This window comes from Pseudarthrobacter equi (genome assembly GCF_900105535.1).
GTDB classification, from domain to species: domain Bacteria; phylum Actinomycetota; class Actinomycetes; order Actinomycetales; family Micrococcaceae; genus Arthrobacter; species Arthrobacter equi.
The window spans coordinates 4,017,801-4,042,781 of record NZ_LT629779.1; the positions used below are offsets into that span (position 1 = coordinate 4,017,801).

Consider the following 24,981-nt stretch of genomic DNA (forward strand, 5'->3'; position numbering starts at 1 on the left):
CGGAGTGCTAACCCGCCGGGCGGAGCGACGTGATCATGCGGCGGATGTCCTGGTATTCGGTGGTGTCCATGTATTTCCGGGCCTGCTCCAGGTACGGAAGGTTTTCTGCGCCCGGAGTCGCATTGTTGTCCGGGTTGTAGAACGCACCGAACATGGCGGCCGTGGGCGGCCAGGTGAAGAACTGGAAGATGGGGCAGGCCAGGTCGCCGGTGGGGGCAGCGGAAACGGTAATGCCGTAGGCCGCCGCCGGGGTGTTGGCCGGGCCTGGGGCGCTGCTGTTGCCGCGGGTTTCGAACACGAACCGCGGGACTGTTCCGGCCTGCGCCAGGGCAGGGAGCTGCTGGGACTCAAACTCGGTGAACGGATACTTCTCCGTGCAGGTGGAGCCGGTGGCCATGTTCGTCCGAAGCGTCGCCAGCGGTTTCCCGGCCTCGTTGGTGACCTCGGCGAAGGCCCCGCCACCTTCGGGCAGTTCCCCGGCGGGATCCCTGACGCTCCAGCCGGCGGGCTGGTCGAACGCCAGCTGCCCGTCCGCCGTCGTAAACGTTGTCCAGGACTTTGCCGGGCTGGTGGTCATCGAGGTGCTGGTGGGCGTGGGCGCTGGTGGCGTAACGGTCCCGTCGGGCGGAACAGTGGTGACGGGAACGGATGCTGACGCCGTGGCTGTGGCCACCGGCGGGCTGGCCTGCTGTCCGCAGCCGGCCACGGCCACGGCGGCCAGAACCAGGACGGGCAGCAGCCCGCGGAACGTTTTCATGACACCCTCCCCTTGTCCCGGAAAATGTGTCCTTCAATTGTGGGGCTGCTTCCCCGTTTTGGGCCGGGCTGCGGAGGATTGCAGCCCAACCGTTGCGCCCGGTAACGAGGGGGTCTAAGCCACTGCCGAGCATTAACGCCGAACGGCGGCCGCGCTCCTTTCGGAACGGGCCGCCGCGCGCGTTTGCTGGTTAGAAAGTGGCGGTATCGATCACGAAGCGGTAGCGGACGTCCGATGCCAGGACGCGCTCGTAGGCGTCGTTGATCTTTTCGGCCGGGATGACCTCGATCTCGGCACCGATGCCGTGCTCGGCGCAGAAGTTGAGCATCTCCTGGGTTTCGCGGATGCCGCCGATCATGGAGCCGGCGAAGGACCGGCGTCCGCCGATCAGGGCGAAGGCGTTGACCGGGAGCGGTTCGGCGGGGGCACCAACGTTGACCAGTGCGCCGTCGAGGGTCAGCAGCTGCAGGTAGGAGCTGATGTCGATCGAGGCGCTGACCGTGTTGATGATCAGGTCGAAGTGTCCGGCGAGTTCGGAGAAGGTGTTCTCGTCGCTGGTGGCGTAGTACTTGTCGGCGCCCAGGCGGAGGCCGTCTTCCTGCTTCTTCAGGGACTGCGACAGGACCGTCACCTCAGCGCCCATGGCGTGGGCGATCTTGACGGCCATGTGGCCGAGGCCGCCCAAGCCGACGACGGCGACCTTCTTGCCGGGGCCGGCACCCCAGTGGTGCAGCGGTGAGTAGGTGGTGATTCCGGCGCACAGCAGCGGGGCGGCGACGTCGAGGTCCAGGCCTTCGGGGATGGTCACCACGAAGTCTTCGGTGACGACGACGTGGGTGGAGTAACCGCCCTGGGTGATGGTGCCGTCGCGGTCAACGGCGCCGTAGGTACCGACGTTGCCCTTGAGGCAGTACTGCTCCTCGCCCTTCAGGCAGTTCACGCACTCGCGGCAGGAGTTCACCATGCAGCCGACGCCGACGCGGTCGCCGACCTTGTGCTTGGTGACCTCGGAGCCAACCTCGGTGACGATGCCGGCGATTTCGTGGCCGGGGGCCAGCGGGTACTGTTGGGGGCCCCAGTCACCGCGCACGGTGTGGATGTCGGAGTGGCAGATGCCGGCGAACTTGATGTCGATCAGGACATCGTGGGGTCCGACTTCGCGGCGTTCAATGGTGGTTGCAACCAGGTCCTCGGTGGCGGACGGGGATGCGTATGCCTTGACGGTGGTCATGGTTCTCCTGTGCTTCTTGGGGGGATCTCTAAAATGCTACCGGCGCTAGCTGCGTGGAATCTGTGAAACGGGCCTGCCTCGGTGGCCCTGTTGTACCTAGTACTGGCAGTCCTACCCTTGGCGGCCTTCGAACTGTTCGTCCGTGATGTGCTCAGCCCAGGCGGTGGTGGCGGCCGGATCCTCATCGTTTTCGAGGATGGCGATGTGTTCCATGAAGGTACCGTTCGCCGAGGCGTGCCAGTGTTCCTCCCCCGGCGGCGTGTAGAGGGTCTGGCCGGGGTGTACTTCAATGATGGTGCCGTCGCGGCTGCCGAAGCGGGCCACCCCGGAGGTGACGTGCAGGTACTGGCCGCGGGCGTGGGAGTGCCAGGCCGTGCGTGCTCCGGGGGCGAAGCGGACCTTGGCGACGACGGCGCGCTGCTCGGGTCCGTTCGGGGCAGCGATGAGGTCCACCCAGACGTCACCGGCGAACTGCTCCGGCGGGTTCTTGACGGTTTCGCGTGCTGGTTCGATGTTCATGGTGTTTCCTTCCGCCTCGGGGCTTTACTTGCCTTCCATTCATCAAACCGGGTCCGAGGAGCGGTAGCGAGGGCCCTGCTGTAACGGGTTATGGCAGACCCTCCTTAGGGCCCGGGCATTCGTCGTAACGTGTCCTGTATGGATAACCGAGCCGAGGTACGGCAGTTCCTTTCCACCCGCCGCGGGCGCATCACGCCCGAACAGGCAGGCATTGAGCCCTACGGCGGGCGGCGGCGGGTGCCGGGGCTCCGCCGGGAGGAAGTGGCGAGGCTGGCCGGCGTCAGCGTGGACTACTACACGCGCCTGGAACGGGGAAACCTGACGGGGGTTTCGGACAGCGTGCTGGATGCCATCGCCGGTGCCCTGGAACTTGACCGTGCCGAGCACGACCACCTCTACGACCTTGCCCGCACCGCCAACACGTCGGGGCGGAAACGTACCGCCACCGCACCGGCGGCGGGGGTGCGCCCGGAGCTGCAGTACCTGCTGGACACCATCACCGGAGCGCCCGCGTTCATCGGCAACAACCGTCTGGACATCCTGGCCGCGAACACGTTGGGCTATGCGCTGTACTCGGACATGTACCGGGTCCCCGCCAGGCCTGCGAACCATTCACGGTTCATTTTCCTGGACCCCAGGGCGCACACTTTCTACACCGATTGGGAACGGGCTGCGAACACCAATGTGGCCATCCTGCGGCGCGAGGCGGGGCGGAACCCGCACGACAAGGGCATTGCCGAACTCATCGGTGAGCTGTCCATGCGCAGCGACGAGTTCCGTACCCGGTGGGCCGCCCACAACGTGCGCCGCCACTACGCGGGGACCAAGTTTTTCCAGCATCCCGTGGTGGGCCTGCTGGAGCTGAACTACCAGGTCCTGGGGCTGGAGGAAGACCCCGGGCATTCCCTGACGGTTTATCCGGCCACCCCCGGCAGCGCCTCAGACCAGGCACTGAAGCTGCTCGCGTCCTGGGCCGTAACGGAGAACATCGTGGAACTGGCCCAGGCGGGCGCCCGGAGCTGAAATCACAGCTAAAGGAGCCGGGCTGCCCGCCACTCAAACGGCGGCACGTTACCGCCGACCATATTAATCCCGGGTCAGGGGCACGGCGAGGATCCGGTCGTCGCCCTGCCGCGGACTGCCCCGCCCGTCGGTGTTGTTGGTGACCACCCACAGCTTGCCGTCCGGGGCCACGGTGACGTCACGAAGCCGGCCGAGCTCGCTTCCGAAGTGCTCAGTGGAGGTGGACGGATCCGAGACCGGTACGGCCCGCAGCACCTGCCCGCGCAGGTTGGCAATGAACAGGGTTCCGCCTGCGTGGGCCATCCCGCTGGGGCTGGCCGAGCCGGGCTGCCACTGCTGCACCGGGTCCACGAAGCCGTTCCGGTCCGCGATACCCTCCACCGTGGGCCAGCCGTAGTTCGCTCCGGCGGTGATGATGTTGAGTTCGTCCCACGTGTTCTGCCCGAATTCCGTGGCGAACATGGTTCCGTCGTCCGCCCAGGCGATTCCCTGCGGGTTCCGGTGTCCGTAGCTGTAAACGAGGGATCCGGGGAAGGGGTTGCCGGCCGGGACGGTTCCCTCGGGCGTCATCCGCAGGATCTTTCCGGCCAGGGCGTCCCGGTCCTGGGCGTCGTCCCGCCGCCCGGCATCCCCGGTGGTCACGTACAGCATGCCGTCGGGCCCGAAGGCGATCCGGCCGCCGTCGTGGTTCCCGGCAGCCGGGATCCCGTCCAGGAGGGTCCGCGGCTGCCCCAGGGACAGCGAGCCGCGCGTTCCCGTGACCTGGAAGCGTTGGACACGGTTGCCGTCCCCGGCCGTCGAGTAGACGAAGAGGTCACCGCCGCTGCCCACAGCGAGGCCGAGGAGACCGGCTTCCCCTCGGGCGGCCACGCCGTCCACGGTGCCGATGGACCGCGCCGCCCCGTCCGCGGCGAGCTCAAGGATCCGGTCGCTGTTGCGTTCACTGACCAGCGGAACGCCGTCGCGGAACACCACCGACCACGGGGCGGCCAAATCAGAAGCCACCGTCTCGGGATCCCCGGCGATGGTGGCTGCCGCTGCCGGGGATGGACCGTCGGCAGTCGGAGAAGACGGGACGGGCGCGGACGAAGTTGGGGAAGCCGGCGCACCTGAAGCAGGCGGAGGCGTTTGGCCCACTGTGCACCCCGCCAACGCCACCAGAGTGGCGGCGAGCGCTGCGGCAACCATGAACCGCGCCGGCCGGTCAGCGGACGGTGCACTCCTGACACGCTGATGCGCTTTCACCACAGGCCGGCGTGTAGTCATAGCTAGATCATCGCCTGCCTTCAATGGATGCGCATCCCCGATGCCCTACTAGGCTTGCCGTCATGGGGGATACACACGATAACGGTGGGACAAGGTTGGCTGTAACGGGCGGGAGTGATGAACACCAGCCCCGGGCGCTTTCGCCGGTGGCGAGGGCCTTCAAGGCTGCGTCACCCTGGATTTGGCGGCTGTGCGGCGGCGCCTTCCTGCTCTTTGCCCTTGCCATGGTGGTAACCATTTTCGGAGATTACGTGGACGTCCGGACCGTCCGCTGCGATGTGGTGTCTGCAGCACCGAGCACCAGTTCCGGAGGAACCCGCGGCTCAGCCTCCACCGCCGGGGTCCGGCTGGAAACATCGGACTGTGGTCCGGTGCACTACTCCGATGGCGTGTCCTTCGAGAACCGTGACCAGATTGCCGCGTCCATCTCGCCAGGCGCATACGAGTTCGACATGGGATGGTCTTCCCGCGTTTTGGGCGTGGAAATGCGGCAAACCATACCCACAGCCCGCGGGTACCGGGCCTACCACGACTGGATTGTTGACGGCGCGGCGTTCGGCTCTGAAGAGGACGCCAGGAATGCAGCCCTGGCCGCCCTCCGCGCCCTGGACGGGCCGAACCACGGAGCGCTCATTGTGGAGTACGGCACCGCCCGGTTCGAAGCCGTCGGCTCTGCCAGTGTGGGTTTCGTCTGCCACCGGAACAGCGACGCCGGAAACGCGGACCGGTGGTCGGTGCTGTGGGACTTCGGAGCCGGCGCCGGGTCCTCCTCGGGCACCGTCGAGGTGCCCGTCGCGAACGGAACAGCCTCCGTGGCGGCTCGCAACGTGCACACCCTGGACCGCACCGTGGCAGCAGTGGAAGAGTTCTTCGCCGACCCCACGGCAACGCCGCCGGCGCCGGCCTGGGCCACCGGGAACATGGTCGAACGGACCCGGTTGACCCGCTAGCAGCAGCTTCCGCACCGTCCAGTCACATGAAGCCCCGTTGCGGTTCGTGGCGCAGCGTTGCCTGTTTTGACCGTGCAGCGCCCCAATATGTAGCGCGGTTGCGTCCCGTTGAGCGTCCGCAGCAAAGTGCTGGCCAAGCCCCTGACGTGCGTGCTTAGGTAGTTCCCACGGTCCCGGCCAGGCCAGTTTTGCAGCACCCACCAGCTTCAACCCGCGCCAGTTCCCATCAAGGACAGGAGGACCTGATGTCTGATTCATCCAGCAGCATGCACCGCAGCACCACATGGGGTCCGCACTGTTGCCGCCCCCGAATGTCGCCGCCCCGCCAAATGGCAGCAACACGGCGCTAGCTTCGGCCGCGGCCCCACAGCTCTCCTTAGAACGGGTGCCGGCGCGTCGGGCCTGAATCGCCCGACGCCGGCACTCCCCCTTTCACCCTTTTCCCGCCTTCCGGGCCACACGCCTCAGTTTGCCCTGCCCGGATTTGCCCGCATTCCTTCCGAAAGGCACCCATGTCCTTCGCAGCATCCTCCCCACCCGCCTTCACCCGGCGCCGCGCGCTGGGGGCACTCCTGGCGATTCCCGCCGTCGGGCTCCTCACCGCCTGCGGCGGTTCCGCCACGGCCGGCGGCGAGCGCATCAGCCAGGAAGCCCTCGCCCCGCTCGCGTCATCGGTCCCGCCCGGCACCACCATCACCGTGGGCGATCCCAGCATCCGCGTGGCACTGGAACTTTCCGGCCTGAACAAGGAACTGGCCGGCATCGACGTGGAGTTCGCCAACCTTTCCGGCGGTCCGCAGACCACCGAGGCGTTCCGGGCCAATGCCCTGGACGTCGGCTCGGTGGCCGATATTCCCCCCATCCACGCCACCTGGACCGGCCTGGATGTGCGCATCATCGCCGCCGTGTACCGCCAGGACGCCGTGAACCACCCCATCTACGAACTCGGCATCGCGACCGGTGCCGGGATCACGAAGCTTGAGGAGCTGCGCGGCAAGAAGGTGGCCTATAGCCCCGGCCAGGCACAGGGCGCCCTGGTCCTTCGCATCCTGGACAAGGCCGGTCTCAAGCAGGAGGACGTGAAGCTCGTGGAACTGCCCAGCACCGGCGACGCCTACGCCTCCGCGCTGTCCAGCAAGCAGGTGGACGCCGCGCCGCTGGGTGGAGTCCAGATTAAGCGCTACCTCGCCAAGTACAGGGCCGACGGCGCCACCACCCTCCGCCATGGCCTTCGGGATGACCCCGGCCACCTGTACGCCCCCGCCAGCGTACTGGCCGACCCCGCCAAGGCAGCGGCACTGGCCAAATACGTGGAGGTGTGGGGCAAGGCCCAGCGCTGGGTGGAAGACCACCCGGAGGAATGGCTGGCCGGCTACTACGTCAAGGACCAGGGCCTGTCCCGCGAGGACGGCCAGTACCTGATCGAGGCCACCGGCAAGCGGGACATCCCCACCTCGTGGACCGAGGCAATCGAACGCCACCAGCAGACCATCGACCTGCTGTCCCGCGAACAAAAGAAACCGCAGCTGAAGGCCACGGACCTCTACGACACCCGGTTCGAGGCCATCGGCGGCACGTCCTTCGCCGCGGCCGCCAAGGCAGGCGCCGCATGAGCGCCGTACTTGACCGTCCCGTCGTCGAACCCCACCTGGACCCGGACCTCCACAAGCGCGAAGACGTCCGGCCCACCGGCAGGCGGCTGGGCCCGGGCAGGCGCCGCAGGCTCGCCTGGTTGCTCGGCCCCGGTGCGCTACTGGCCCTCTGGACCGTCACATCCGCCACCGGCCTCCTCGATCCCCGGATCCTCTCCGAACCCTGGACCGTCGTGGCCACCGCCGGCGAACTGATCGCCGACGGCCGGCTCCAGGAAAACCTCGCTATCTCAGCCCAGAGAGCCGGCCTGGGGCTGTTCTTCGGCATCGTGGTGGGCGCAACCCTGGCCCTCCTGGCCGGGCTGAGCCGGATCGGGGAAGCCCTGATCGACGGTCCCGTGCAGATCAAGCGCGCCATCCCCGGCCTGGCCCTGATCCCGCTGCTGATCCTGTGGTTCGGCATTGACGAGACCATGAAGGTCCTCACCATGACCCTCGGCGTGTTCGTCCCGATCTACCTGCAGACCCACGCCGGGTTGCGCGGCATCGACTTGCGCTACGTGGAACTGGCACAGACCGTGGGCCTGAGCCGGGCCGGCTTCATCCGCAAAGTGGTCCTCCCCGGCGCCCTGCCCGGCTTCTTCCTGGGCCTGCGCTTCGCGGTGACCGGCGCATGGGTATCCCTGGTGGTGGTGGAACAGATCAACGCCACCAGCGGCATCGGCTACATGATGGAGCTCGCCCGCACCTACGGCCAAACCAACATCATCGTCCTCGGCCTGGCTGTCTACGGCATCCTTGGCCTTTTCTCCGACGGCATTGTCCGCTTCATCGAACGAAAGGCCCTCTCATGGCAGCGCACCCTGGCGGGCTGACCGCCGTCGCACCCCGTCCTGCGGCAACCCCGTCCTCGAACGGCGCCGATTCCGCCGTGTCTGTCCGGGACCTGGTCCGCAGCTTCGGGCCCAAGGGCGTCCTGAACGGCGTGGACCTGGACATCGCCCCCGGCGAATTCGTGGCCCTCCTTGGACCCAGCGGCTGCGGCAAAAGCACCCTGCTCCGCGCCCTCGCCGGACTGGACCATGATGTCCGCGGCAGCGGCGTGATCAGCGTCCCGGACCGCGTGTCAGTGGTGTTCCAGGACTCGCGGCTCCTGCCGTGGGACACGGTCCTGGGCAACGTCACCCTGGGTTTAAGGGAGCACGACGCCGAGAGCCGGGCACGCAGGGCCCTCGCCGAGGTGGGGCTCGCCGGCCGCGAAAAGGCCTGGCCGCATGAGCTGTCCGGCGGTGAACAGCAGCGCGTCGCCCTGGCACGGTCCCTGGTCCGTGAGCCGCAGCTCCTACTGGCCGACGAGCCGTTCGGTGCCCTCGACGCGCTGACCCGGATCAGGATGCACGGCCTTCTCCAGGATCTCGTAGCCGCGCACCGGCCCGCCGTCCTGCTGGTCACCCACGACGTGGATGAGGCCATCGCCCTGGCCGACAGGATCGTGGTGCTGGACCACGGCCGGATCGCCACCGTTCGCACTGTTGCACCGGAGATCGGTTCGTCAGCCGACGCCGCCGGCCACGAAGCGCTCCGCCGCGACCTGCTCACCGCCCTGGGCGTCGAAGCCGCGCACGCTCCGGAGCCCGTCCACCCCGCCCAGCCCGCCGCCGTCGGCCGCTAACCCAAAACTTTCCAAGGAGCCTTCCATGAGCAGCACGCCCACTGAACCGCAGCGCCACCTCCATCTCAACGCCTTCCTCATGAGCACCGGCCACCACGAAGCCTCCTGGCGGCTGCCGGAGAGCGACCCCCGGGCCAGCACCGACGTGGAGCACTACAAGAACCTCGCCCGCACCGCCGAACGCGGCAAGCTGGACTCGATCTTCTTCGCCGACTCCCCCGTCCTGTTCGGCGAGGTGGGCCGCCGCCCCGCGGGCAAGCTCGAACCCACGGTGCTCCTCACCGCCATCGCCGGTGCCACGGAACGGATCGGGCTGATCGCCACCGCGTCCACCACCTACAACGAGCCGTTCAACCTGGCCCGCCGCTTCGCTTCGGTGGACTGGGCCAGCGGCGGACGGGCCGGCTGGAACGTGGTGACCACGGCGGGCCCGGACGCCGCCCGCAACTTCGGCGTGGACGATCAGCCCGCCCACGCCGTCCGGTACGAGCGTGCCGGCGAGTTCATCGAGGTGGCGCAGAAGCTGTGGGACAGCTGGCAGGACGACGCCGTCCTGGCCGACAAGGAAGAGGGCGTGTGGGGCGACGCGGACAGGATCCGCACCGTGGACCACGAGGGCAAGCACTTCAAGGTCCGCGGACCGCTCAATGTGCCCCGCTCCCCGCAGGGCCACCCGCTGATCGTGCAGGCAGGCTCGTCCGAGGACGGTAAGGATCTCGCCGCGAAGTACGCGGACGCTGTGTTCACCGCGCACCAGACCCTCGCCGACGCGCAGGAGTTCTACCGCGACCTCAAGGCCCGCACCGCCGCTGCCGGCCGGGACCCGAAAACCATCAAGATCCTCCCCGGAATCGTGCCCGTCATTGGCGCCACCGTGGAGGAAGCCCTGGAGCTGGAGCGTGAGCTGGACCGGTTGATCAAGCCCGAGTACGCCCGGATCCAGCTGGCCAAGACTCTGCGGGTGGAGCCGGAGGACCTGCCGCTGGACCGCCAGCTGCCGGACAACCTGCCCAGCGAGGATGAGATCGAGGGCGCCAAGAGCCGCTACACGCTGATCGTGCAGCTGGCCCGCCGGGAGCAGCTCACGGTGCGGCAGCTAATTGGCCGGCTGGGAGGGGGCCGCGGTCACCGCACGTTTACGGGCACCCCGGTGCAGGTGGCGGACGCCATCCAGGAATGGTTCGACGGCGGCGCGGCGGACGGGTTCAACATCATGCCGCCGGTGCTCCCCTCCGGGCTGGAAACGTTCGTGGACCAGGTAGTGCCCATCCTCCAGGAGCGCGGGCTGTTCCGCACCGAGTACGCCGGGCGGACGCTGCGGGAGCACTACGGCCTTGCCCGCCCGGAGAACCGGTACGAGGGTGCTGAAGCGCCGGAGCTCGCATCGATCGGCTCCGCGTTCTGATGGGCCGGCAGCTGAAACTCAACCTGTTCATCTACCCGGGCGGCCACCACGAGGCAGCGTGGCGGCACCCGAAGTCCCACACCGACCGGCTGCTGGATATCCGGTTCTACCAGGAGCTGGCGCAGCGGGCCGAGGCCGCGAAGCTGGACGCGGTGTTCTACGCGGACGGCCCGGCGCTGGAAAGCAACGTCCAGTTCGCCACCCGGTTCCGGATCGAACCGTTCACGTGGCTGTCCGCGATTTCGGTGGCCACGGAGCGGATCGGGCTGATCGGCACGGCCAGCACCACGTACCTGGAGCCGTACAACGCGGCCCGGCTGTTCGCCTCGCTGGACCACCTCAGCAACGGCCGCGCCGGCTGGAACATCGTGACCACCGGCGCGGAGCGGGCGGCACAGAACTTCGGGCTGGACCAGCACCCGCCGCACGCTGAACGCTACGACCGGGCTGACGACTTTGTCCGCGTTGTGGGCAAGCTCTGGGACAGCTGGGAGGACGACGCAGTAGTGGCCGATGCCGGCACGGGAGTTTTCGCCGACACGTCACGGATCCATCCGGTAGAGCATGAGGGCAGGTACTTCCGCGTGGCAGGGCCCTTGAACACACCGCGCTCCCCGCAGGGCCGGCCCGTCTACGTGCAGGCAGGTTCGTCCGAAGACGGCAAGGCCTTTGCCGCCGAACATGCGGAAGCGGTGTTCACGGCCCATCAGTCACTGGGCAGCGCGCAGGAGTTCTACTCGGACATCAAAGCCCGGGCGGCGGCGTTCGGCCGGGACCCCGGCCAGCTCCTGGTGCTGCCCGGCATCAGCCCGTACCTGGGCTCCACCGAGGCGGAAGCGAAAGCCCTGAAGCAGGAGTTCGACGAGCTCACCCAGCCGGAATACGGGCTGGGCATCCTGCGGAAGCTGCTGGGCATCGACCTGGACGGGGTGCCGCTGGACGGGCCGTTCCCGCCGGAGCTGCTGGCCACCGCGGGTCAGGCGGGCAGCCGCAGCCAGCTGGTGCTGGACATCATCCGCCGCGAAAACCTCACCGTCCGCCAGGTGCTGCACCGGTTCGCCGGTGCCCGGGGACACTACGTTTTTGCCGGCACTCCCATGCAGGTGGCGGACGAGATCCAGCGCTGGTTCGAGGGCGGCGCCGCGGACGGGTTCAACATCATGCCGCCGTGGCTGCCCGGGGGCTTCGATGCGTTCGCTGACGAGGTGGTCCCCATCCTGCAGTCCCGCGGCCTGTTCCGCACCGAGTACTCCGGATGGACGCTGCGTGAGCACTTCGGCCTGGCCCGTCCCGAAAGCCAGTACAGCCGGGGCCGGCATACGCCGGGCCAACCCGGCGCAGTCCAGCGGAGCCAGCACTCCCCGGGCGAGCCGCTGCTGGCGGCAAACACCTGACCGGACTCCGCAAACCCCGGTTCTGTGCCGCCGCCGCATCCGCGGGCCCCTCCTTTAGACTGGCCCCTTGACGGTATTGCCCCCGAATGAAGGAGCCCCCATGAGTGGAGTAGTCGTTGTAGGCGTGGATGCCAGCGCATCAGCGCGTAAAGCTGCAGAAGTGGCACTGGACCTGGCGGAGTCGCTCGGAGCGTCGCTGCACGTGGTGACCGGGTTCGAGTCGGAGAGCCCCGAGACCTTCGGTTCGGGCTCTGACCAGGTGACGGTTTTCCGGGGTGACAGCGCGCAACATGTTGCCGAATCCCTGGGCGTCTCCAGGCCGGGAGTGCAGGTCACCCACTTCGCTGCGCGCGGCAAGCCCGCCGATTCGCTCATCAAGGAAGCCATCCGCCTGGATGCCCGCCTGATCGTGGTGGGCAACCGCAGGATGCGCGGCATCGGCCGGCTCCTGGGCAGCGTGGCCAACAGCGTGGCGCACAACGCCCCGTGCGATGTGTACATCGCCAACACTTACGAGGACTGACCTTCCCCCGTGCCCACGGGCAGCGTGGCGGACGGCGGCGGAACTTCCCGCCGTCGTCCGCTTTTTTCGTCCGGGGGCGCCGGTTTGTAGACCCAGGCCACCAGCACCACGGAAATGATCATCAGCAGGAACCAGGCCACGAGCTTCTCCAGGCCCACCGGGTGCCAGCCGGCCACCTGGCTCGGATAGAGCCACGCCCCGGACCAGGTGGCGATGTTCTCGGCGATCCAGATGAACAGCGCCACCAGCAGGAACGAAACCACCAGCGGCATCCGGAAACTCCGCCGGAACACCCGGAAGTGCATCACACAGCGGCCGAAGACCACCACGACGGCGGCGAGCAGCACCCACCGCAGGTCCCAGATGTAGTGGTGGCTGAAGAAGTTGACGTAGATGGCCGCCGCCACGATTGCGGTGATCCACCTGCGTGGGTAGTTGGCGAACCGGAGGTCGAAGAGCCGGTAGACGCGCACCATGTAGGAACCCACGGCCGCGTACATGAAGCCGCTGAAGAGGGGCACGGCGCCGATGCGCAGCACGCCCTCGGCCTCGTAGGACCAGGAACCCACGTCCGTCTTGAACAGTTCCATGCAGGTCCCCACCAGGTGGAACAGCACGATGACCCGCAGTTCCTTCAGGGTTTCGAGCTTGAAGGCGACCATCAGGACCTGGATCACGACGGCGGCGAGGGTCAGGAAGTCGTTGCGGGCCAGCGCCGCGCTGTCCGGGTACCAGAGGCGGGCCGCCATGAGCACCGCGAGGAGGGCCGCGCCGAAGATGCAGGCCCAGCCCTGTTTGAGGCCGAACACCACGAATTCCGTGAGCTTGGCTTTGGCGCCGTTGGCGGGCGCGGTGGCGAGGAAGCGGCGGGCGCTTTCGTCGAGCCGCTGCTCAACCGGGGTGGAACTACGCACTGACTCCCTGACGCTTGGCTGACCGGCTGTTCCGGCGGATGTCCTTGTCCAGTTCGCCCAGGAGGTAGTCCTTGAGCCCGTGCCGGATCCCCCGCGGAAGCCTGGGGTAAGTGAGGGACAGCATCCGCATGGTGCTGTTGAAGCGGCGCTCATGGCGGTCGTTCCACGGCAGGCCGAAGTCCTGGCGGATCCGGTCCGGCAGGAATCCTGCGGTGAGGAACCGGGCCGGCGGAATGATGGCCCGGTACCAGAGGGCGGTGTGCTTGGGGTAGAGCAGGCCGTGCGCCACCCGGATGCCAGCGGGTCCGGCCTGGAGGGTAGCAACCTGTTCGTCCCAGTAGCGGCCGAACGCGGCCCGGTCCTGCGGCCACATGCCCTCGGGAACCTGCAGGGCGGTGCCGAGCCGCGCATAGTCGCGGTACATCGCATCGGCCGTGCCGGCGTCGAGCGGGCCGTAGATCTTTTCAATGACGGTGCGGGCGGTGTCGTAGAGCGTGGCCACCACCCAGAGCTGGAGTGCGGGATCGTAGGCGCTGTAGCCGGGCGACTCCGCGTTGTCCGGGCGCCGGACGGGCACGTGGGCCCGGTTCACGCGGCGGCGGACTTCCTTCACCTGTTCGTCGGTGCCGTAGACGATCGCATACACGTAAGTCAGGGTGCCTTTGAGCCGGTTGACCGGGCGGCCCTCGAAGGTGCTGTGTTCGGCCACGCCGCGCCCCACGGCCGGGTTGGCCAGTTGCAGCAGCAGGGCGCGGCCAGCCCCGGCGAGCATGATGCCCTCGCCGCCGAACTCAGCCATTGCCCGAACCATCCCAACAGGCTACCGGAGGTAAACACCACTGTAAGCAGGGGTCGGTACCCGGAAATGCGAGTACCCACCACTCATGCGCTCCGGCCCCGCGGGCACGTACCGTCCGATGAAAGTCCTGCCGCAGCATCGCGCAGGTATGCGGACAGCGGGAGGCACATCATGGGCCGGCAGCGGGACGTGCGGGGTGGAGGACCGTGACGCAGGAAGACGGCTACGCGCTGCCGCTGCTGGACAAGGCGGTGCTGGAACGGCTGCGCTCCGACCTGGACGACGACGAAGGCGTGTGGCAGGTGTTCATCCAGGATTTCATCGCCAACCTGCCGCACCGTATCCAGAAGGTGCGCCTGACGTTTACCACCGGCGACGCTCCGGGTGCACTGGATGCCATCCTGAGCCTGAAAACCTCCAGCCAGATGATCGGTGCGGAGCGGCTGGCCGGCCTGGCCCTGGAACTGGAGCGGGCGCTGCGCACCGCTTCCCGCGGCAACGGCTCGGCCACGGCCCTCCCCCGGCTGGCGGCCCAGCACCTGCGCGGCATCAAGCAGTGTGCGGACCAGACCACCAACCTGCTGCGGGCACTCCTGCAGGACCGGCCCGGCGGTTACTGACCCACGTCAGGCTGGCTGGCCAGGACCCCGTCGATCCGGTTCAGCAGGCCGGGCCAGCCGCTGCCCATCCCCTCGTAGGCGGTCCTGCCCATGGGCGTCTCCGGGTCGAAGCCGGCGTGCTCGAAGTGGAGTACCGTTCCATTCGCCGCGGCCTCCAGCCTCCAGGTGATGGTGGTGTCCAGCATGCCCTCGGAAAACAGGAAGCTGATGGCGGTGCCCGGCTCCACGGTGAGGACCTCGCACTGTTGCTGGCCCCAGTTGCCCATGTCCATGGTGAACCGGTGGCCGGGGACGGGCTCGATGTTTCCCGGCGCCCACCAGCGAGCCAGCAGTTCCGGTGTGGTCAGGGCAGCCCAGACGGCGACCTGGGGATGTTCGAAGCGGCGTTCAAGCCGGATGGCATTGGTCATGGCGGGGTTCTCCTCGTCCGGGTTCTTAGTGACCTGTCTAGCACGCCGGTATGACACACAGGCCGCCTAAGCCCGACATCCAGCTACAAGCCTGCCGATTCGGGCAGGAGGTCTCGAGGCGTGGTTCTGGGAAACGCAAGCGCTGGACATCTTGCGTGAATCGGGGGTGCCAGAGGCAGGTCAGACCCTGTTAGTTGCAGTAAGGGACCGGCTTACGGGCACCTCTGTGTGATTGCTCGAGTCTTTGCCAGAATGAAGCGATGGGAACCGAACTTAGATCGCTTATCGTCCGCCCAGCGGATCTCAGCGGCCCGGACGCCGAAGCGGTAAGTCGGCTGGTCGAGGCGTACCTGATACAAACCGAACGCGAGAAAGCTACCTACTTGGGCGGCACCTTCAGAGACGCAGAACTCCCCGAACGCTATCGCCAGGAAGTCGACCACCCAGAGCGTGCCTACCTGAGCGCGGATGTTTACGTCGCTGAACTGGGAAATTCTCCGGTCGGCGTGGTGGTCGTACAGCAGACAGCAGAGGCACGCGAGATCAAGCGGTTTTGGGTTGAACCCGGCGCGCGAGGACATCGCGTGGGCTCCGCCTTGATGGATGCCGCAATCAGACAGCAGGATCTTCCTATCCGTCTGACGGTGTGGGATTGGCGAGACGATGCAATTCGGCTGTACGGGAAACGTGGGTTCATCCCTGTTCCATCCTGGGAAGATCGGCCACGACTTCTTTGCATGGAGAAGCGACTGGTCGCCCTTGAGGCTGCCCGCTGAGGATTCCCCTGTCGGACGCGGAAGTGCGTCCGACACGATTTCTGAGGGCCCCGAGCGGATCGGCTTCCTCAGACCGGAAAACCGTGAAGGCGTCGTCCTCCGGTGGTTAGCTTTACCCCTACCCGCGAAAGGAGCCGGATGGAAACGGACACTGAAGTACTGGCAGCCGACATGATGCGATTTGCGTCCCTGCTAAGACACATGGACCTCTCTGTCGTGGCGCTCAAATACGAATCGCTTGCCAGAGCGCTCCAGAGCGAACCATCGGAAGAGTCTGTGGAGGAGGTCCGACTGTGGCTCCGGTCGTCAATGAAGGGCGGCAGCGGAAGCCTCAGTGACCGGTACGTGCAGAAGGACGGAGCGGTGGATGAAGTCCTCAACGCCGAGTACGAAGAACTTCTCCAAAAGTTCACGGATTTCGTCAATGCTGAGCCTGAATCGAAAGAGAGCGCGGCTGCTGCCATGTTCGCCAACGGAAGCGCTTACTTCCGTCTGATCGAAACTCCCATCCGCAAGAGGTGGTTCTCCCTCGAAGGAACCTTCACCTACGAAGTAGCGACTGCGCCGGGAGTCACACAGCTGGTGACTTTAGATCAACTCGGTCAAGCCGTCGGCTATGGGCCGCAGGACTCCCGGAAAGACTGGCAGGAGTGCCAAATGGTCGCAGATCGCCTTTTCAGGGAGGGACGCAGGGACGATTGGGTTCACTACTCCAGCTCCTATGTCGTTCCGGACGAGACACTCCGAAAGGATTGTTAGCGATATGTTCGCAAAAGGGAGCGTCTACCTGCGGCAGATCACAATAGTGGTAGCTCAGTGCACGCGGCACTCTCACCGTGGATTTTATCGTTCGGTGTAAACGTACAAATCAGGCGCCGACAACGCGGTGGTCCTGGCCAGGGGGACGGGGCCGGAGCACGCGTTCTTCGCACTTGGAAGAGCAGCGGCTCCGAGGGGTTGTACCCTCTTGCTCGGTTGGAGGCGCGGGAGGGCGGCAAGATGCTCTGCCGTGGTGTCGAGTACCCGTGATCCGTGGCAATTGGAACAGGCAACAGCGACGGTGAGAGTGCCTGCCTGCCGACCCGAAACGGTCGGCGACTCAACTTCAAGGTACAGATCGTTATCACACGTCGGGCACCAGGGGCGTTTGCCCCGCGGCTGATGAGCGTGTCGGGGAACGTAGCTGCCTGCCGATGCGGCCGCGGTGGGGTTCATAGCAGGGCCGGGTAGCTGGTGAGAATATAGTCGGCGGCAGCTGGTCCCTTCATACGCAAGCCCTGTCCGGGACCAACGCGAAGTCTCATCGCGGCCCAGAATGAGTGCTCCGTCCGAGGGGCGCTGCTGGATAGGCTGCACCAGCTGGTGTAGAGCCCATAAAGCGAATCCCCATCAAGAGTCGATTCCGACTCCTGATCACGATAGGTGGCTTCCTGAAGGAAATGATCGAACTGTGAATACGCCATAGTGGCTCTTTTCAACAAAGTGGTGTGTCCGCCGTTTTTCTACAGCGTCAAAACTCGGTGCCCCGCGCAAGCGACGCGAAGCGGAACCCCGGGTAATCCTCCGGCGGGGAAACAAAGGTGAGGCCGAATCAGCCGCATCCTGGCCCGGGAGCCGGAATGCGACAGTGGGGGTGTGGTTGTCAATGGATTAGCTTGCCGGCGGCCGACGGTCCGCTCCCGGCCAAAGCGGCGGAGCCTCCGTGGACGGAAATGAGGGAAGCGGCCATCCTTTGGGCCAGCACGGCTGCCTCCCTGTCTCCCTCCACCGCAGAAATAATGGAGCCCTTAGTCAGAATGTGGCAGGACCGGGCAAATTCATCCGGCTGGTCAAGACCTGCGTCCGCAGCGAGGGTTCGCATGAAGTCCCTCACCTGGGCCAAATAGCTGATGGACGCCTCTCCTAAGGGGTGGGTGGGGCCCATCTCAAGCATCGTGCTCACGAATGCGCACGCTTGGAAGTCATCCCGGCGGAACCACCCGTCCAGAACGTCGAAAATGACCAGCAACTGGGCTGTTGGGTCGTCGGTTGTCCTTTTGCATTCAGCGATGATCGCCTCGACAGTAAGGCTCTGATGGCAGCGTTCTAAGAAGGCCAGGACCACATCATCCTTGGAGGCGAAGTGCCCGTAGAACGTGGCCTTAGCCACCCCCGCACGCAAAATCAGCTCATTTACGCCAACATCGCGAATGCTGCGCTGCGCGAACAGCTCATCAGCGGCAGCCAAAATACGCTCCCGCGCACCAACCTGCATGGGCCGTGAACGGGCATCGGCGCCTATCGGGTCAGCCACAGAGCTGTTTGCGTTTACCATCCCCGCAGACACTACACCAAAACCAGACAGACCGGTCTGTCTGGTCCAAGACCTACTACGCAAGCGGACGACGGCGGGAACCTCCCGCCGTCGTCCGCTGCTGTTTGGCGTGGCCTACTTCAGCGCCCCCTCCCGCACTGCCGCCGGCGTGAACGCTGCACCCGCACCCGGGAATACCGGCACGTCGATCCGGGCGTGGGTGTGGATTTCGGTGACCGAGGCCTTGGTGTGCCGGGCGATCTCGTCCATGGTGGTCACCCACATGCCGTCCATGCCCTTCACCCGTTCGATGAGCTGATCCAGGGCCACGGCTTTGGAGGGCCGGCCGGAGATGAACGGGTGGTTGGTGAGGACGAAGCAGCTGCCCTGCGAGTGGTGGGCTTCAGCCTCGAGCGTCCACATTTCAAGGACCTTGGCGGGGCTTTCGATGACGCCGCTGCCGGTGACTCCCGGGTAGAAGGCGTACTGCTCCCAGTCGTCCAGCGTCCAGTCCACGGGGATCTCCACGATGTCCCGGGGATCGTCGGCGGCGACGGCGAAGCGGTAGGGGGCGTCGCCGTCGAGCAGGCTCGAATCGTAGAGGAACCCGCGGTCTGCCAGCAGGCCCGGCGAGTGCCAGTTCAGCTCCCACCACGGCGCCCGGTACCCCACCGGCCGCACCCCCGCCACCTTGGCCAGGGCGTCAAGTCCGCGGTCCATGTAGCTGGCCTCGGTGGCGGCGTCAATGCCCTGCATCGGCTCGTGCAGGTAGCCGTGGTGGCCCACCTCGTGCCCGCCGTCCACGATCTGCCGGACGATGTCCGGGTAGGACTCGGCCGTGAAGCCGGGGATGAAGAACGTGGCCCGGATGTCCTGGCGCTCCAGGATCTTCAGCAGCCGCGGCACCGCCACCTTGGGCCCGTAGGACTGGTGGGTCATCAGCGACATCCGCCGCGTGCTGATGGGGTCGTGGGCGATGGTGCAGGACTCGGCGTCAACGTCGAACGTGAAGGACGCTGCGGCCTTGAAGCCTTCAGGCCAGGTGATGGGGTGCAGGAGGTCCGCGATGGCGGGCTGGTTCACGATGGATTCCTTTCGGCGGGCGCCGTGCGCCCGCCTGTACAGCTGGGGTGTTGAGTGGAAGTGCGGGTCAGATGACCGGGAGTGCTGCGGCGCTGTCCGGGTTTTCGGCGGCCGGGGCAGCCGCGGGATTGGCGTCGGTGCCGGTGCTGGCGCCGGTGACGTAGCGGCGGTGGACCTTCGGGCCGAGGATTGCGTAGACGCCGGCGCTGGTGAGTCCGCCGGCCAGCCAGGAGAGGTCCCAGCCGCCCAGTGCCACGGCGATGGGGCCCTGCATGGCGGGGACCAGGCCGTACATGAACAGCCAGGTGGCGAAGATGCCGGCCAGGAGCGAGGTGACGCCGGCCCAGTTGACGCCCGGGAAGCGGCGCGTGCCGATGCCGTCGAAGAGCCGCTCGGTTCCGCCCGGCCAGCGCTTCTCAAGCCAGAAGTAGTGCACCAGCATGACGCCGCCCCAGGCAGCCACCCAGGCCACCAAGCCGATCAGCCAGGCGTCCAGCACCTCGGCGAAGTTCTCCTGGAAGATGAAGAACACGACGGCGGCGAGGGAGAAGACGCCGACGAACAGGTTGAGCTTGCGGCGGCTGATGGAGATGTCCAGGGCCTGCGTGGCGACCGAGAAGGTGTAGATGTTCAGGATGTTGGTGGCGATGGGGCCGTGCAGCACCATCAGCAGGACCGGCAGCGCCATGACGCCGAAGTTCTGGACGATCAGCTTTCCGGGGTCAACTTCGCCGCTGTTCGTGGCAAGGCTGGCGCCAAGGATGCCCAGCCAGACCACCGGGATGAACTGGCCCAGGACCGAGGCCAGGTAGACCTTCTTTTTGGGAACCGAGGTGCTGACGAAGCGGGAGTAGTCAGCGGCGTAGGTGAACCAGGTGATGCCCCAGCCGATGCCGATGGCGGTCATCACGGCGCTCATGGCTGCGATGCGTTCCGAGCCTTCGAGGATGTTGCCCGCGGGGCCGGCGTAGCCCCAGTCGATCTTCATGCCGAACCAGGCCACGGCGGACATGACCGCGAGGATGATGATGGTGGGCGGCACCGTCCACTTTTCGAAGGCGGCGATGGCTTTGTAGCCGAACCAGGCAATGGCAACCTGGGCAGCCATGATGGTGGTGGCCACGCCAATCTTCCAGGCGTAGTTGTGGGCTTCGGGGTCCACCCAGCCGAGCGTTCCGAAGAGTGCCATTACCAGGTCAAGGATGATCCAGGTGTTGACTGCGCACCATCCGATTACCAGCAGCGCCTGGATGGCGGCGGGGAGGTAGTTTCCGCGCCGGCCGAAGGCTGCGCGGGCCAGGACCATGCCGGTGGCTCCGGTTTTCTGGCCCAGAAGTACGAAGCAGCCGAAGAGCAGCATGCCGATCAGGTTGCCGAGGACAAGGACGGTGACGGTGTCCGCGAAGCCGAGTCCCAGGTGGATCCCGAGCGCCCCGAGGACCCAGTTGATGGGTGCCAGGTTGGCGCCGGCCCAGATCCAGAACTGGCCGGACACCTTGCGGGTGCGGGCGGATTCCGGGATGGGCTGGAGCCAGGCTTCGTGGTCGGTGGTGGAGTGGTCAGTGGCGGAGTGGTCGGTGGTGGAGTGGTCAGTGGTGGAGTGGTCGGTGGTGGAGTGGTCTGTGTGGCCGTTTGCGTCAGAACCAGCGCGCCTTTGCGCTGAAGAAGAAAGCTTTTCTTGCATGGGGGCCTCCGTGAGGTGGATTTCGTACTCACAAGGCTATGTGGCCCCAATCACAGTAAACAAGATACGATGTGTCGAACAGATTCCACTTCTACGTTACGGACTGTCGTGTCAGTGTCTCTTGGTGAAATACTCGCCCACCCAGCCCTCAGCGCAGCCGATCCGGTGGTCCATCCGCTGGGCACGGACACCTCCGCACAGCCGGTTCGCTGGGTGCACTCAAGCGAAGTCTTGGACATCGCGCCGCTGCTGCGCGGCGGTGAGCTGCTGCTGTGCGGCGGCATCACCCTGGCAACGGCCACTCCCGCCAGGCGCGGGGACTACGTCCGGGAACTGGCACAACGCGGCATTGCGGCCCTCGCCATCGAGACCGGCGGAGTGCTTCCCGAGGTTCCCGCCGACATGCTGGAAACGGCGGCCGAATACGGGCTACCGGTGGTGGAGCTGCGCAAGGTGGTGCCGTTCGTGGGCGTTATGCAGGCCATCAACTCCATCCTGGTCAGCGAGTCGGCGGGGCACCTGCACCAGGCGGACGCCGCCACCCGGGCCATGGCCGCCGAGCTGGCCCACGGCGCGTCTCTGGACAAGATCCTTGGCGTCCTGGCCGGCATCACTGCGTCCGCGGTCCGCCTGGTTTCTCCGTGGGGCGTTGACCTGGGCAGCGCACTGCCGGAAGGTTTGGACGCAGCGGAACGCGAGGCTTCGCACGACGCCGGCACGGACAGCGGAGGGACGGCCGACGGCGGTGCAGGGGGCGGCAGGGAAGGCCACGGCGGCGGTGCGATGCACGACGGCGGCGCGGACAGCGGCGCGGCAGGCGACGCCGTCGGGACTCACCACGGCACGAACCCGGCCGGGGCAGGCGAGGTCACCGGGACGCCGGACCGTCCCGACGTGCCCGCAGCTCCCGAGCCGCCCGCCGGGACTGTCATGAGCGTGGACATCCCGGTGCGCGGTGTCCTGATGGGCAGGCTGGAGGTGCTGGTGCCGCACGGCGGGGACACTGCGCTGGCGCAGGTGGCCGGGGAACGCGCCGTCGACATCCTTGGCCTGGCGCTGCTGCAGCACACCCCGCCCGGCCTGCACGCCCAGGCTGGCGCCGAGCTCATGCGCGCCGTCCTCACATCCGCCCCCGAATGGCGCCTGGAACAGCTGGCCCCGGGGGCAGGGTTCCCGCTTGATTCGCCGCTGGTGGTGGCAGCCGTCCACGCAGCGTCCCCGCAGGAAATGCGCGGAGCCATCGAGGCGTTCCTGGGCGCCGGCCGGATCCCCAGCGCCGCCTACCTGGACGATGCGGAACTCGTGGTGATGGCCGGGCTCCCCTGCGCCGACACAGCCCGGGTGCGCCGTGAGCTGCTTGCTTCGCTGCAGGGCTTGGAAGGCAACCACGACGCGGTGATCTCCGTCGGCCCGATGGTTGACGGGGTGGCCGATGCCGCTTGGTCCCTGGCCGAGGCACGCCGCGCCCTGGATGTGCGCCAGGTGCGGCGCCGCAACGCCTCACCGCGCAGGCGGCCGCCGGCCCACGGCCTGGTGGTGCTCGACGCCGACGACGCAGCCGTGGAGAGCCTGGCGCTGACGGGGCTGCCGGCATCAGCCCGGGAAGCCTTCGTCAACCACCACCTGCGTGCCGTCCTGCAGCATGATGCGCAACGGCAGTCCCAGCTGATGGAGACGCTGCAGGTCTGGCTCGATTCGGGCTGCAACACGGCCCAGTCGGCCCGCGAACTGCACCTCGAGCGGCAGTCGATGCACCACCGGCTGCAGCGCATCTTCGATCTTTGCGGCGGCGATCCCCGCGGCACCGGCAGGCTGGCGGCGCTGCACCTGGCGGTACGGATGGCCGGCCTGCCCTGACCCACCGGCTGGCCCGCTTACGAGTTCTGGCTGGCGCGCCCGCCAAGCCGGGTGGTGACCTGGGCGGCCGCGGCCATGCAGGCTTCGCCGAGGTCTTCCAGCCGTTCGCGTGACACGCGGAACCTTGGGGCTGGTATGAGCACGACGGCGGTGACGTCGCCGCGGTGGTCGTAGGCAGGCGCGGCGACCCCCACTTCGTCCATGGAGGACTCGCCGTAGTTCCCGGCCCAGCCACGCCCCGCAACTTCCTTGAGCCGGGCTTCGTAAGCCGCCAGTCCGGCGTCGTCCATTCCCGGGAAGGTGACGGCGCCGCTGCGCAGGAGTTCGCGGACCCGCTCGGCGGGCTGGTGGGCGAGGAAGACCTGGACCGAGGCGCTCATGGCGTCCCGGTAGCGCGCGCCCAGGGGCGTGGTGTGTTTGATCTGGTGGGGGCTGGCGATCTGTTCCACGCAGATTGCCTCGTCGCCGTTCCAGAGCATGAGGGCGCTGGTCTCCCCCGTCTGCTCGGTGAGCCGCCGCAGCACCGGGTACGCCACGCGGCGCTCGTCCATTTCCGCCAGCAACGGCCCGGCCACGGCGATCAATCCCAGGCCCAGGCGGAACCGGCGGGTTTCGGGGTCCCGTTCCACCAGGCCTTCCTGCTCCAGGGTGGCCAGAATCCGGGAAACGGAACTCTTGTGCATGCCCACGCGGCCCGCGATTTCGGTGACTCCCAGCAGGGGTTCCTCGGCGCTGAAGGTGCGCAGCACGGCGATGGCGTTGACGACGACGGAGGCACCTTTGGCGTCCGCACCGCCATTGGTGCCGGTGCCGGCGCTGCCGTTGTCACCTGCGGCGTCGTTGTCTGCTGCGTCTTTTTGGCTGGTCTTTGCAGGAGTCATGGTGGACACCATCTTTCCCTAAACGGCGGAAGCGGCGCCACGTGTGCGTGACGCCGCTTCCAGTGCTGGACGGTTAGGCCTCGATGATGTTCTTCTCCGGGCCGAACGGGAACTTGGTGATGTTCTCCACCGAGTTGTCCTCGCCGATGACCAGGATGTCGTGCTCGCGGTAGCCGCCGGCGCCCGGCTGGCCGTCGGCCACGGTGATCATGGGCTCCATGGAGACCACCATGCCGGGCTCCAGGACGGTATCGATGTCCTCGCGCAGTTCCAGCCCGGCTTCGCGGCCGTAGTAGTGGCTGAGGACGCCGAAGGAGTGGCCGTAGCCGAAGGTGCGGTTGGCCAGCAGCCCGTGGCTGATGTAGATCTCGTTCAGTTCCGCGGCGATGTCCTTGCAGACGGCACCGGGCTTGATGAGTTCCAGGCCGCGCTTGTGCACCTCCACGTTGATGTTCCACAGTTCCAGGGAACGCTCATCCGGCTGGCCCAGGAAGAGGGTGCGCTCCAGGGCGGTGTAGTAGCCGGAGGTCATGGGGAAGCAGTTGAGCGAGAGGATGTCGCCCTGCTGCAGCTTGCGGGTGGTGGCCCAGTTGTGGGCACCGTCGGTGTTGATGCCGGACTGGAACCACACCCAGGTGTCACGGACTTCCCGGTCCGGGAAGGTCTTGGCGATCTCGTGCACCATGGCCTCGGTGCCGATCAGGGCAACCTCGTACTCGGAGATGCCTTCGCGGATGGCGTTGCGGATGGCCTCGCCGCCCAGGTCGCCGATGCGGGCACCGTGCTTGATGACCTCGATCTCCTCGGCGGACTTGAACATGCGCTGGCGCATGGCGTCCTGCGAGACGTCCAGGAGCTGTGCGCCCGGGAACGCGGCGGCGATCTTCTCGCGGGTCAGACCGGGGAGGAAGTCATCCTCGACGCCGAGGCGGGTTGCCTTGACGCCGCGCTGGCGCAGTGCTTCCTGCAGGCCGAAGTAGAAGTTGTCCCGGCGCCAGTCGGTGTAGACGATGTTCTCGCCGTAGGAGGTGCGCCACGGCATTCCGGCGTCGATGTTCGCGGTGATGGTGACCGAGTCGTCGGCGGTGACCACCAGGGCGTAGTTGCGGCCGAACGTGGTGAACAGGAAATCGGAGTAGTACTTAATGCCGTGGTAGCTGGTCAGGATGACGGCATCCAGGCTCTTGGCGGCCATGATCTGGCGGAGGCCGCCCAGGCGGCGCTCGAACTCGGCGTCGGAGAAGGTGAGCTTGCCCTTGGTGCCGTTGTGGAGGACCTTGAGGCGCTCGAGGTCGGCGATGGACGAGGCGATATCGGCGGTGATAGTCACTG

The 24,981-nt window shown here is 66.9% G+C and carries 24 protein-coding genes; 12 read left to right on the plus strand and 12 right to left on the minus strand.

Annotation, left to right across the window (positions count from 1 at the left end):
- Nucleotides 1-7: 7 nt before the first annotated feature.
- The 3 genes from BLT71_RS18340 to BLT71_RS18350 form a co-directional block, all read right to left on the minus strand.
- Nucleotides 8-757: a hypothetical protein gene (locus BLT71_RS18340; protein ID WP_091723162.1), complete on the minus strand. Its 750-nt coding sequence runs from the start codon at nt 755-757 to the stop codon at nt 8-10.
- Nucleotides 758-947: 190 nt separating this feature from the next.
- Complete coding sequence (locus BLT71_RS18345) at nt 948-1,988, minus strand: NAD(P)-dependent alcohol dehydrogenase (protein ID WP_091723164.1); 1,041 nt, start codon at nt 1,986-1,988, stop codon at nt 948-950.
- 111 nt (nt 1,989-2,099) lie between these two features.
- Nucleotides 2,100-2,507: a (R)-mandelonitrile lyase gene (locus BLT71_RS18350; RefSeq protein ID WP_091723166.1), complete on the minus strand. Its 408-nt coding sequence runs from the start codon at nt 2,505-2,507 to the stop codon at nt 2,100-2,102.
- 138 nt (nt 2,508-2,645) lie between these two features.
- Here BLT71_RS18350 and BLT71_RS18355 point away from each other — a divergent pair, with 138 nt between their 5' ends.
- Nucleotides 2,646-3,530, plus strand: a complete 885-nt coding sequence (locus tag BLT71_RS18355) for a helix-turn-helix transcriptional regulator (RefSeq protein ID WP_091723167.1) — start codon at nt 2,646-2,648, stop codon at nt 3,528-3,530.
- Nucleotides 3,531-3,593: 63 nt separating this feature from the next.
- On the opposite strand, the gene BLT71_RS18360 is transcribed toward BLT71_RS18355, so the two are convergent.
- Nucleotides 3,594-4,718: a PQQ-dependent sugar dehydrogenase gene (locus BLT71_RS18360; protein WP_091723169.1), complete on the minus strand. Its 1,125-nt coding sequence runs from the start codon at nt 4,716-4,718 to the stop codon at nt 3,594-3,596.
- Nucleotides 4,719-4,858: 140 nt separating this feature from the next.
- Here BLT71_RS18360 and BLT71_RS18365 point away from each other — a divergent pair, with 140 nt between their 5' ends.
- The 7 genes from BLT71_RS18365 to BLT71_RS18395 all read left to right on the plus strand — a co-directional run bounded on the left by BLT71_RS18365 (nt 4,859) and on the right by BLT71_RS18395 (nt 12,332).
- Complete coding sequence (locus BLT71_RS18365) at nt 4,859-5,746, plus strand: hypothetical protein (RefSeq protein WP_157693500.1); 888 nt, start codon at nt 4,859-4,861, stop codon at nt 5,744-5,746.
- A 512-nt stretch (nt 5,747-6,258) separates the two neighbouring features.
- Entirely contained in the window at nt 6,259-7,359 is a 1,101-nt protein-coding gene (locus BLT71_RS18370) for an ABC transporter substrate-binding protein (RefSeq protein WP_091723172.1), read from the plus strand.
- Entirely contained in the window at nt 7,356-8,213 is an 858-nt protein-coding gene (locus BLT71_RS18375; protein WP_157693501.1) for an ABC transporter permease, read from the plus strand. The genes BLT71_RS18370 and BLT71_RS18375 overlap by 4 nt, the downstream gene beginning before the upstream one ends.
- Nucleotides 8,189-9,010 carry an ABC transporter ATP-binding protein gene (locus tag BLT71_RS18380; protein ID WP_091723174.1) on the plus strand — a complete coding sequence of 274 codons (822 nt, stop codon included), beginning with the start codon at nt 8,189-8,191 and terminating at the stop codon, nt 9,008-9,010. The genes BLT71_RS18375 and BLT71_RS18380 overlap by 25 nt, the downstream gene beginning before the upstream one ends.
- A 25-nt stretch (nt 9,011-9,035) precedes the next feature.
- A complete protein-coding gene (locus tag BLT71_RS18385) occupies nt 9,036-10,415 on the plus strand; it encodes an LLM class flavin-dependent oxidoreductase (RefSeq protein WP_091723175.1) in 1,380 nt (459 codons plus the stop codon).
- The gene (locus BLT71_RS18390) at nt 10,415-11,809 is read left to right on the plus strand and encodes an LLM class flavin-dependent oxidoreductase (RefSeq protein ID WP_091723177.1); all 1,395 of its coding nucleotides are present in this window, start codon (nt 10,415-10,417) and stop codon (nt 11,807-11,809) included. Before BLT71_RS18385 ends, BLT71_RS18390 begins: the two co-directional genes overlap by 1 nt.
- A gap of 100 nt (nt 11,810-11,909) precedes the next feature.
- Nucleotides 11,910-12,332 carry a universal stress protein gene (locus tag BLT71_RS18395; RefSeq protein ID WP_091723179.1) on the plus strand — a complete coding sequence of 141 codons (423 nt, stop codon included), beginning with the start codon at nt 11,910-11,912 and terminating at the stop codon, nt 12,330-12,332.
- On the opposite strand, the gene BLT71_RS18400 is transcribed toward BLT71_RS18395, so the two are convergent.
- Nucleotides 12,320-13,246, minus strand: a complete 927-nt coding sequence (locus BLT71_RS18400) for a DUF817 domain-containing protein (protein WP_091723181.1) — start codon at nt 13,244-13,246, stop codon at nt 12,320-12,322. The genes BLT71_RS18395 and BLT71_RS18400 overlap by 13 nt on opposite strands.
- On the minus strand, nt 13,239-14,045 hold the full coding sequence (locus tag BLT71_RS18405) for an oxygenase MpaB family protein (protein WP_231994361.1): 807 nt from the start codon (nt 14,043-14,045) through the stop codon (nt 13,239-13,241). The genes BLT71_RS18400 and BLT71_RS18405 overlap by 8 nt, the downstream gene beginning before the upstream one ends.
- A 206-nt stretch (nt 14,046-14,251) precedes the next feature.
- On the opposite strand from BLT71_RS18405, the gene BLT71_RS18410 reads away from it, so the two are divergent.
- A complete protein-coding gene (locus tag BLT71_RS18410) occupies nt 14,252-14,665 on the plus strand; it encodes an Hpt domain-containing protein (protein WP_091723185.1) in 414 nt (137 codons plus the stop codon).
- On the opposite strand, the gene BLT71_RS18415 is transcribed toward BLT71_RS18410, so the two are convergent.
- Entirely contained in the window at nt 14,659-15,075 is a 417-nt protein-coding gene (locus tag BLT71_RS18415) for an SRPBCC family protein (RefSeq protein ID WP_091723186.1), read from the minus strand. The genes BLT71_RS18410 and BLT71_RS18415 overlap by 7 nt on opposite strands.
- 260 nt (nt 15,076-15,335) lie before the next feature.
- Here BLT71_RS18415 and BLT71_RS18420 point away from each other — a divergent pair, with 260 nt between their 5' ends.
- Nucleotides 15,336-15,851 carry a GNAT family N-acetyltransferase gene (locus BLT71_RS18420; protein ID WP_091723188.1) on the plus strand — a complete coding sequence of 172 codons (516 nt, stop codon included), beginning with the start codon at nt 15,336-15,338 and terminating at the stop codon, nt 15,849-15,851.
- A 138-nt stretch (nt 15,852-15,989) separates the two neighbouring features.
- Nucleotides 15,990-16,610, plus strand: a complete 621-nt coding sequence (locus tag BLT71_RS18425) for a hypothetical protein (protein WP_091723189.1) — start codon at nt 15,990-15,992, stop codon at nt 16,608-16,610.
- An 883-nt stretch (nt 16,611-17,493) separates the two neighbouring features.
- Here BLT71_RS18425 and BLT71_RS18435 read toward each other — a convergent pair.
- From BLT71_RS18435 to BLT71_RS18445, 3 genes are all read right to left on the minus strand, one after another.
- Complete coding sequence (locus tag BLT71_RS18435; RefSeq protein ID WP_231994363.1) at nt 17,494-18,165, minus strand: TetR/AcrR family transcriptional regulator; 672 nt, start codon at nt 18,163-18,165, stop codon at nt 17,494-17,496.
- 114 nt (nt 18,166-18,279) lie between these two features.
- Nucleotides 18,280-19,227, minus strand: coding sequence for a polysaccharide deacetylase family protein (locus BLT71_RS18440; protein ID WP_091723194.1), 948 nt, complete (start codon nt 19,225-19,227; stop codon nt 18,280-18,282).
- Between the two features lie 67 nt (nt 19,228-19,294).
- Complete coding sequence (locus BLT71_RS18445) at nt 19,295-20,911, minus strand: purine-cytosine permease family protein (protein ID WP_091723195.1); 1,617 nt, start codon at nt 20,909-20,911, stop codon at nt 19,295-19,297.
- Nucleotides 20,912-21,019: 108 nt separating this feature from the next.
- Here BLT71_RS18445 and BLT71_RS18450 point away from each other — a divergent pair, with 108 nt between their 5' ends.
- Nucleotides 21,020-22,768 (plus strand): PucR family transcriptional regulator, encoded by a 1,749-nt coding sequence (locus BLT71_RS18450; protein ID WP_091723197.1) that lies wholly within the window; start codon nt 21,020-21,022, stop codon nt 22,766-22,768.
- Nucleotides 22,769-22,785: 17 nt separating this feature from the next.
- Here the strand turns inward: BLT71_RS18450 and BLT71_RS18455 are convergent, their stop codons facing one another.
- Both BLT71_RS18455 and BLT71_RS18460 read right to left on the minus strand, forming a co-directional pair.
- A complete protein-coding gene (locus BLT71_RS18455) occupies nt 22,786-23,661 on the minus strand; it encodes an IclR family transcriptional regulator (protein ID WP_091723199.1) in 876 nt (291 codons plus the stop codon).
- A gap of 61 nt (nt 23,662-23,722) precedes the next feature.
- Nucleotides 23,723-24,979, minus strand: coding sequence for an aminopeptidase P family protein (locus tag BLT71_RS18460; RefSeq protein WP_091723201.1), 1,257 nt, complete (start codon nt 24,977-24,979; stop codon nt 23,723-23,725).
- Nucleotides 24,980-24,981: the final 2 nt, after the last annotated feature.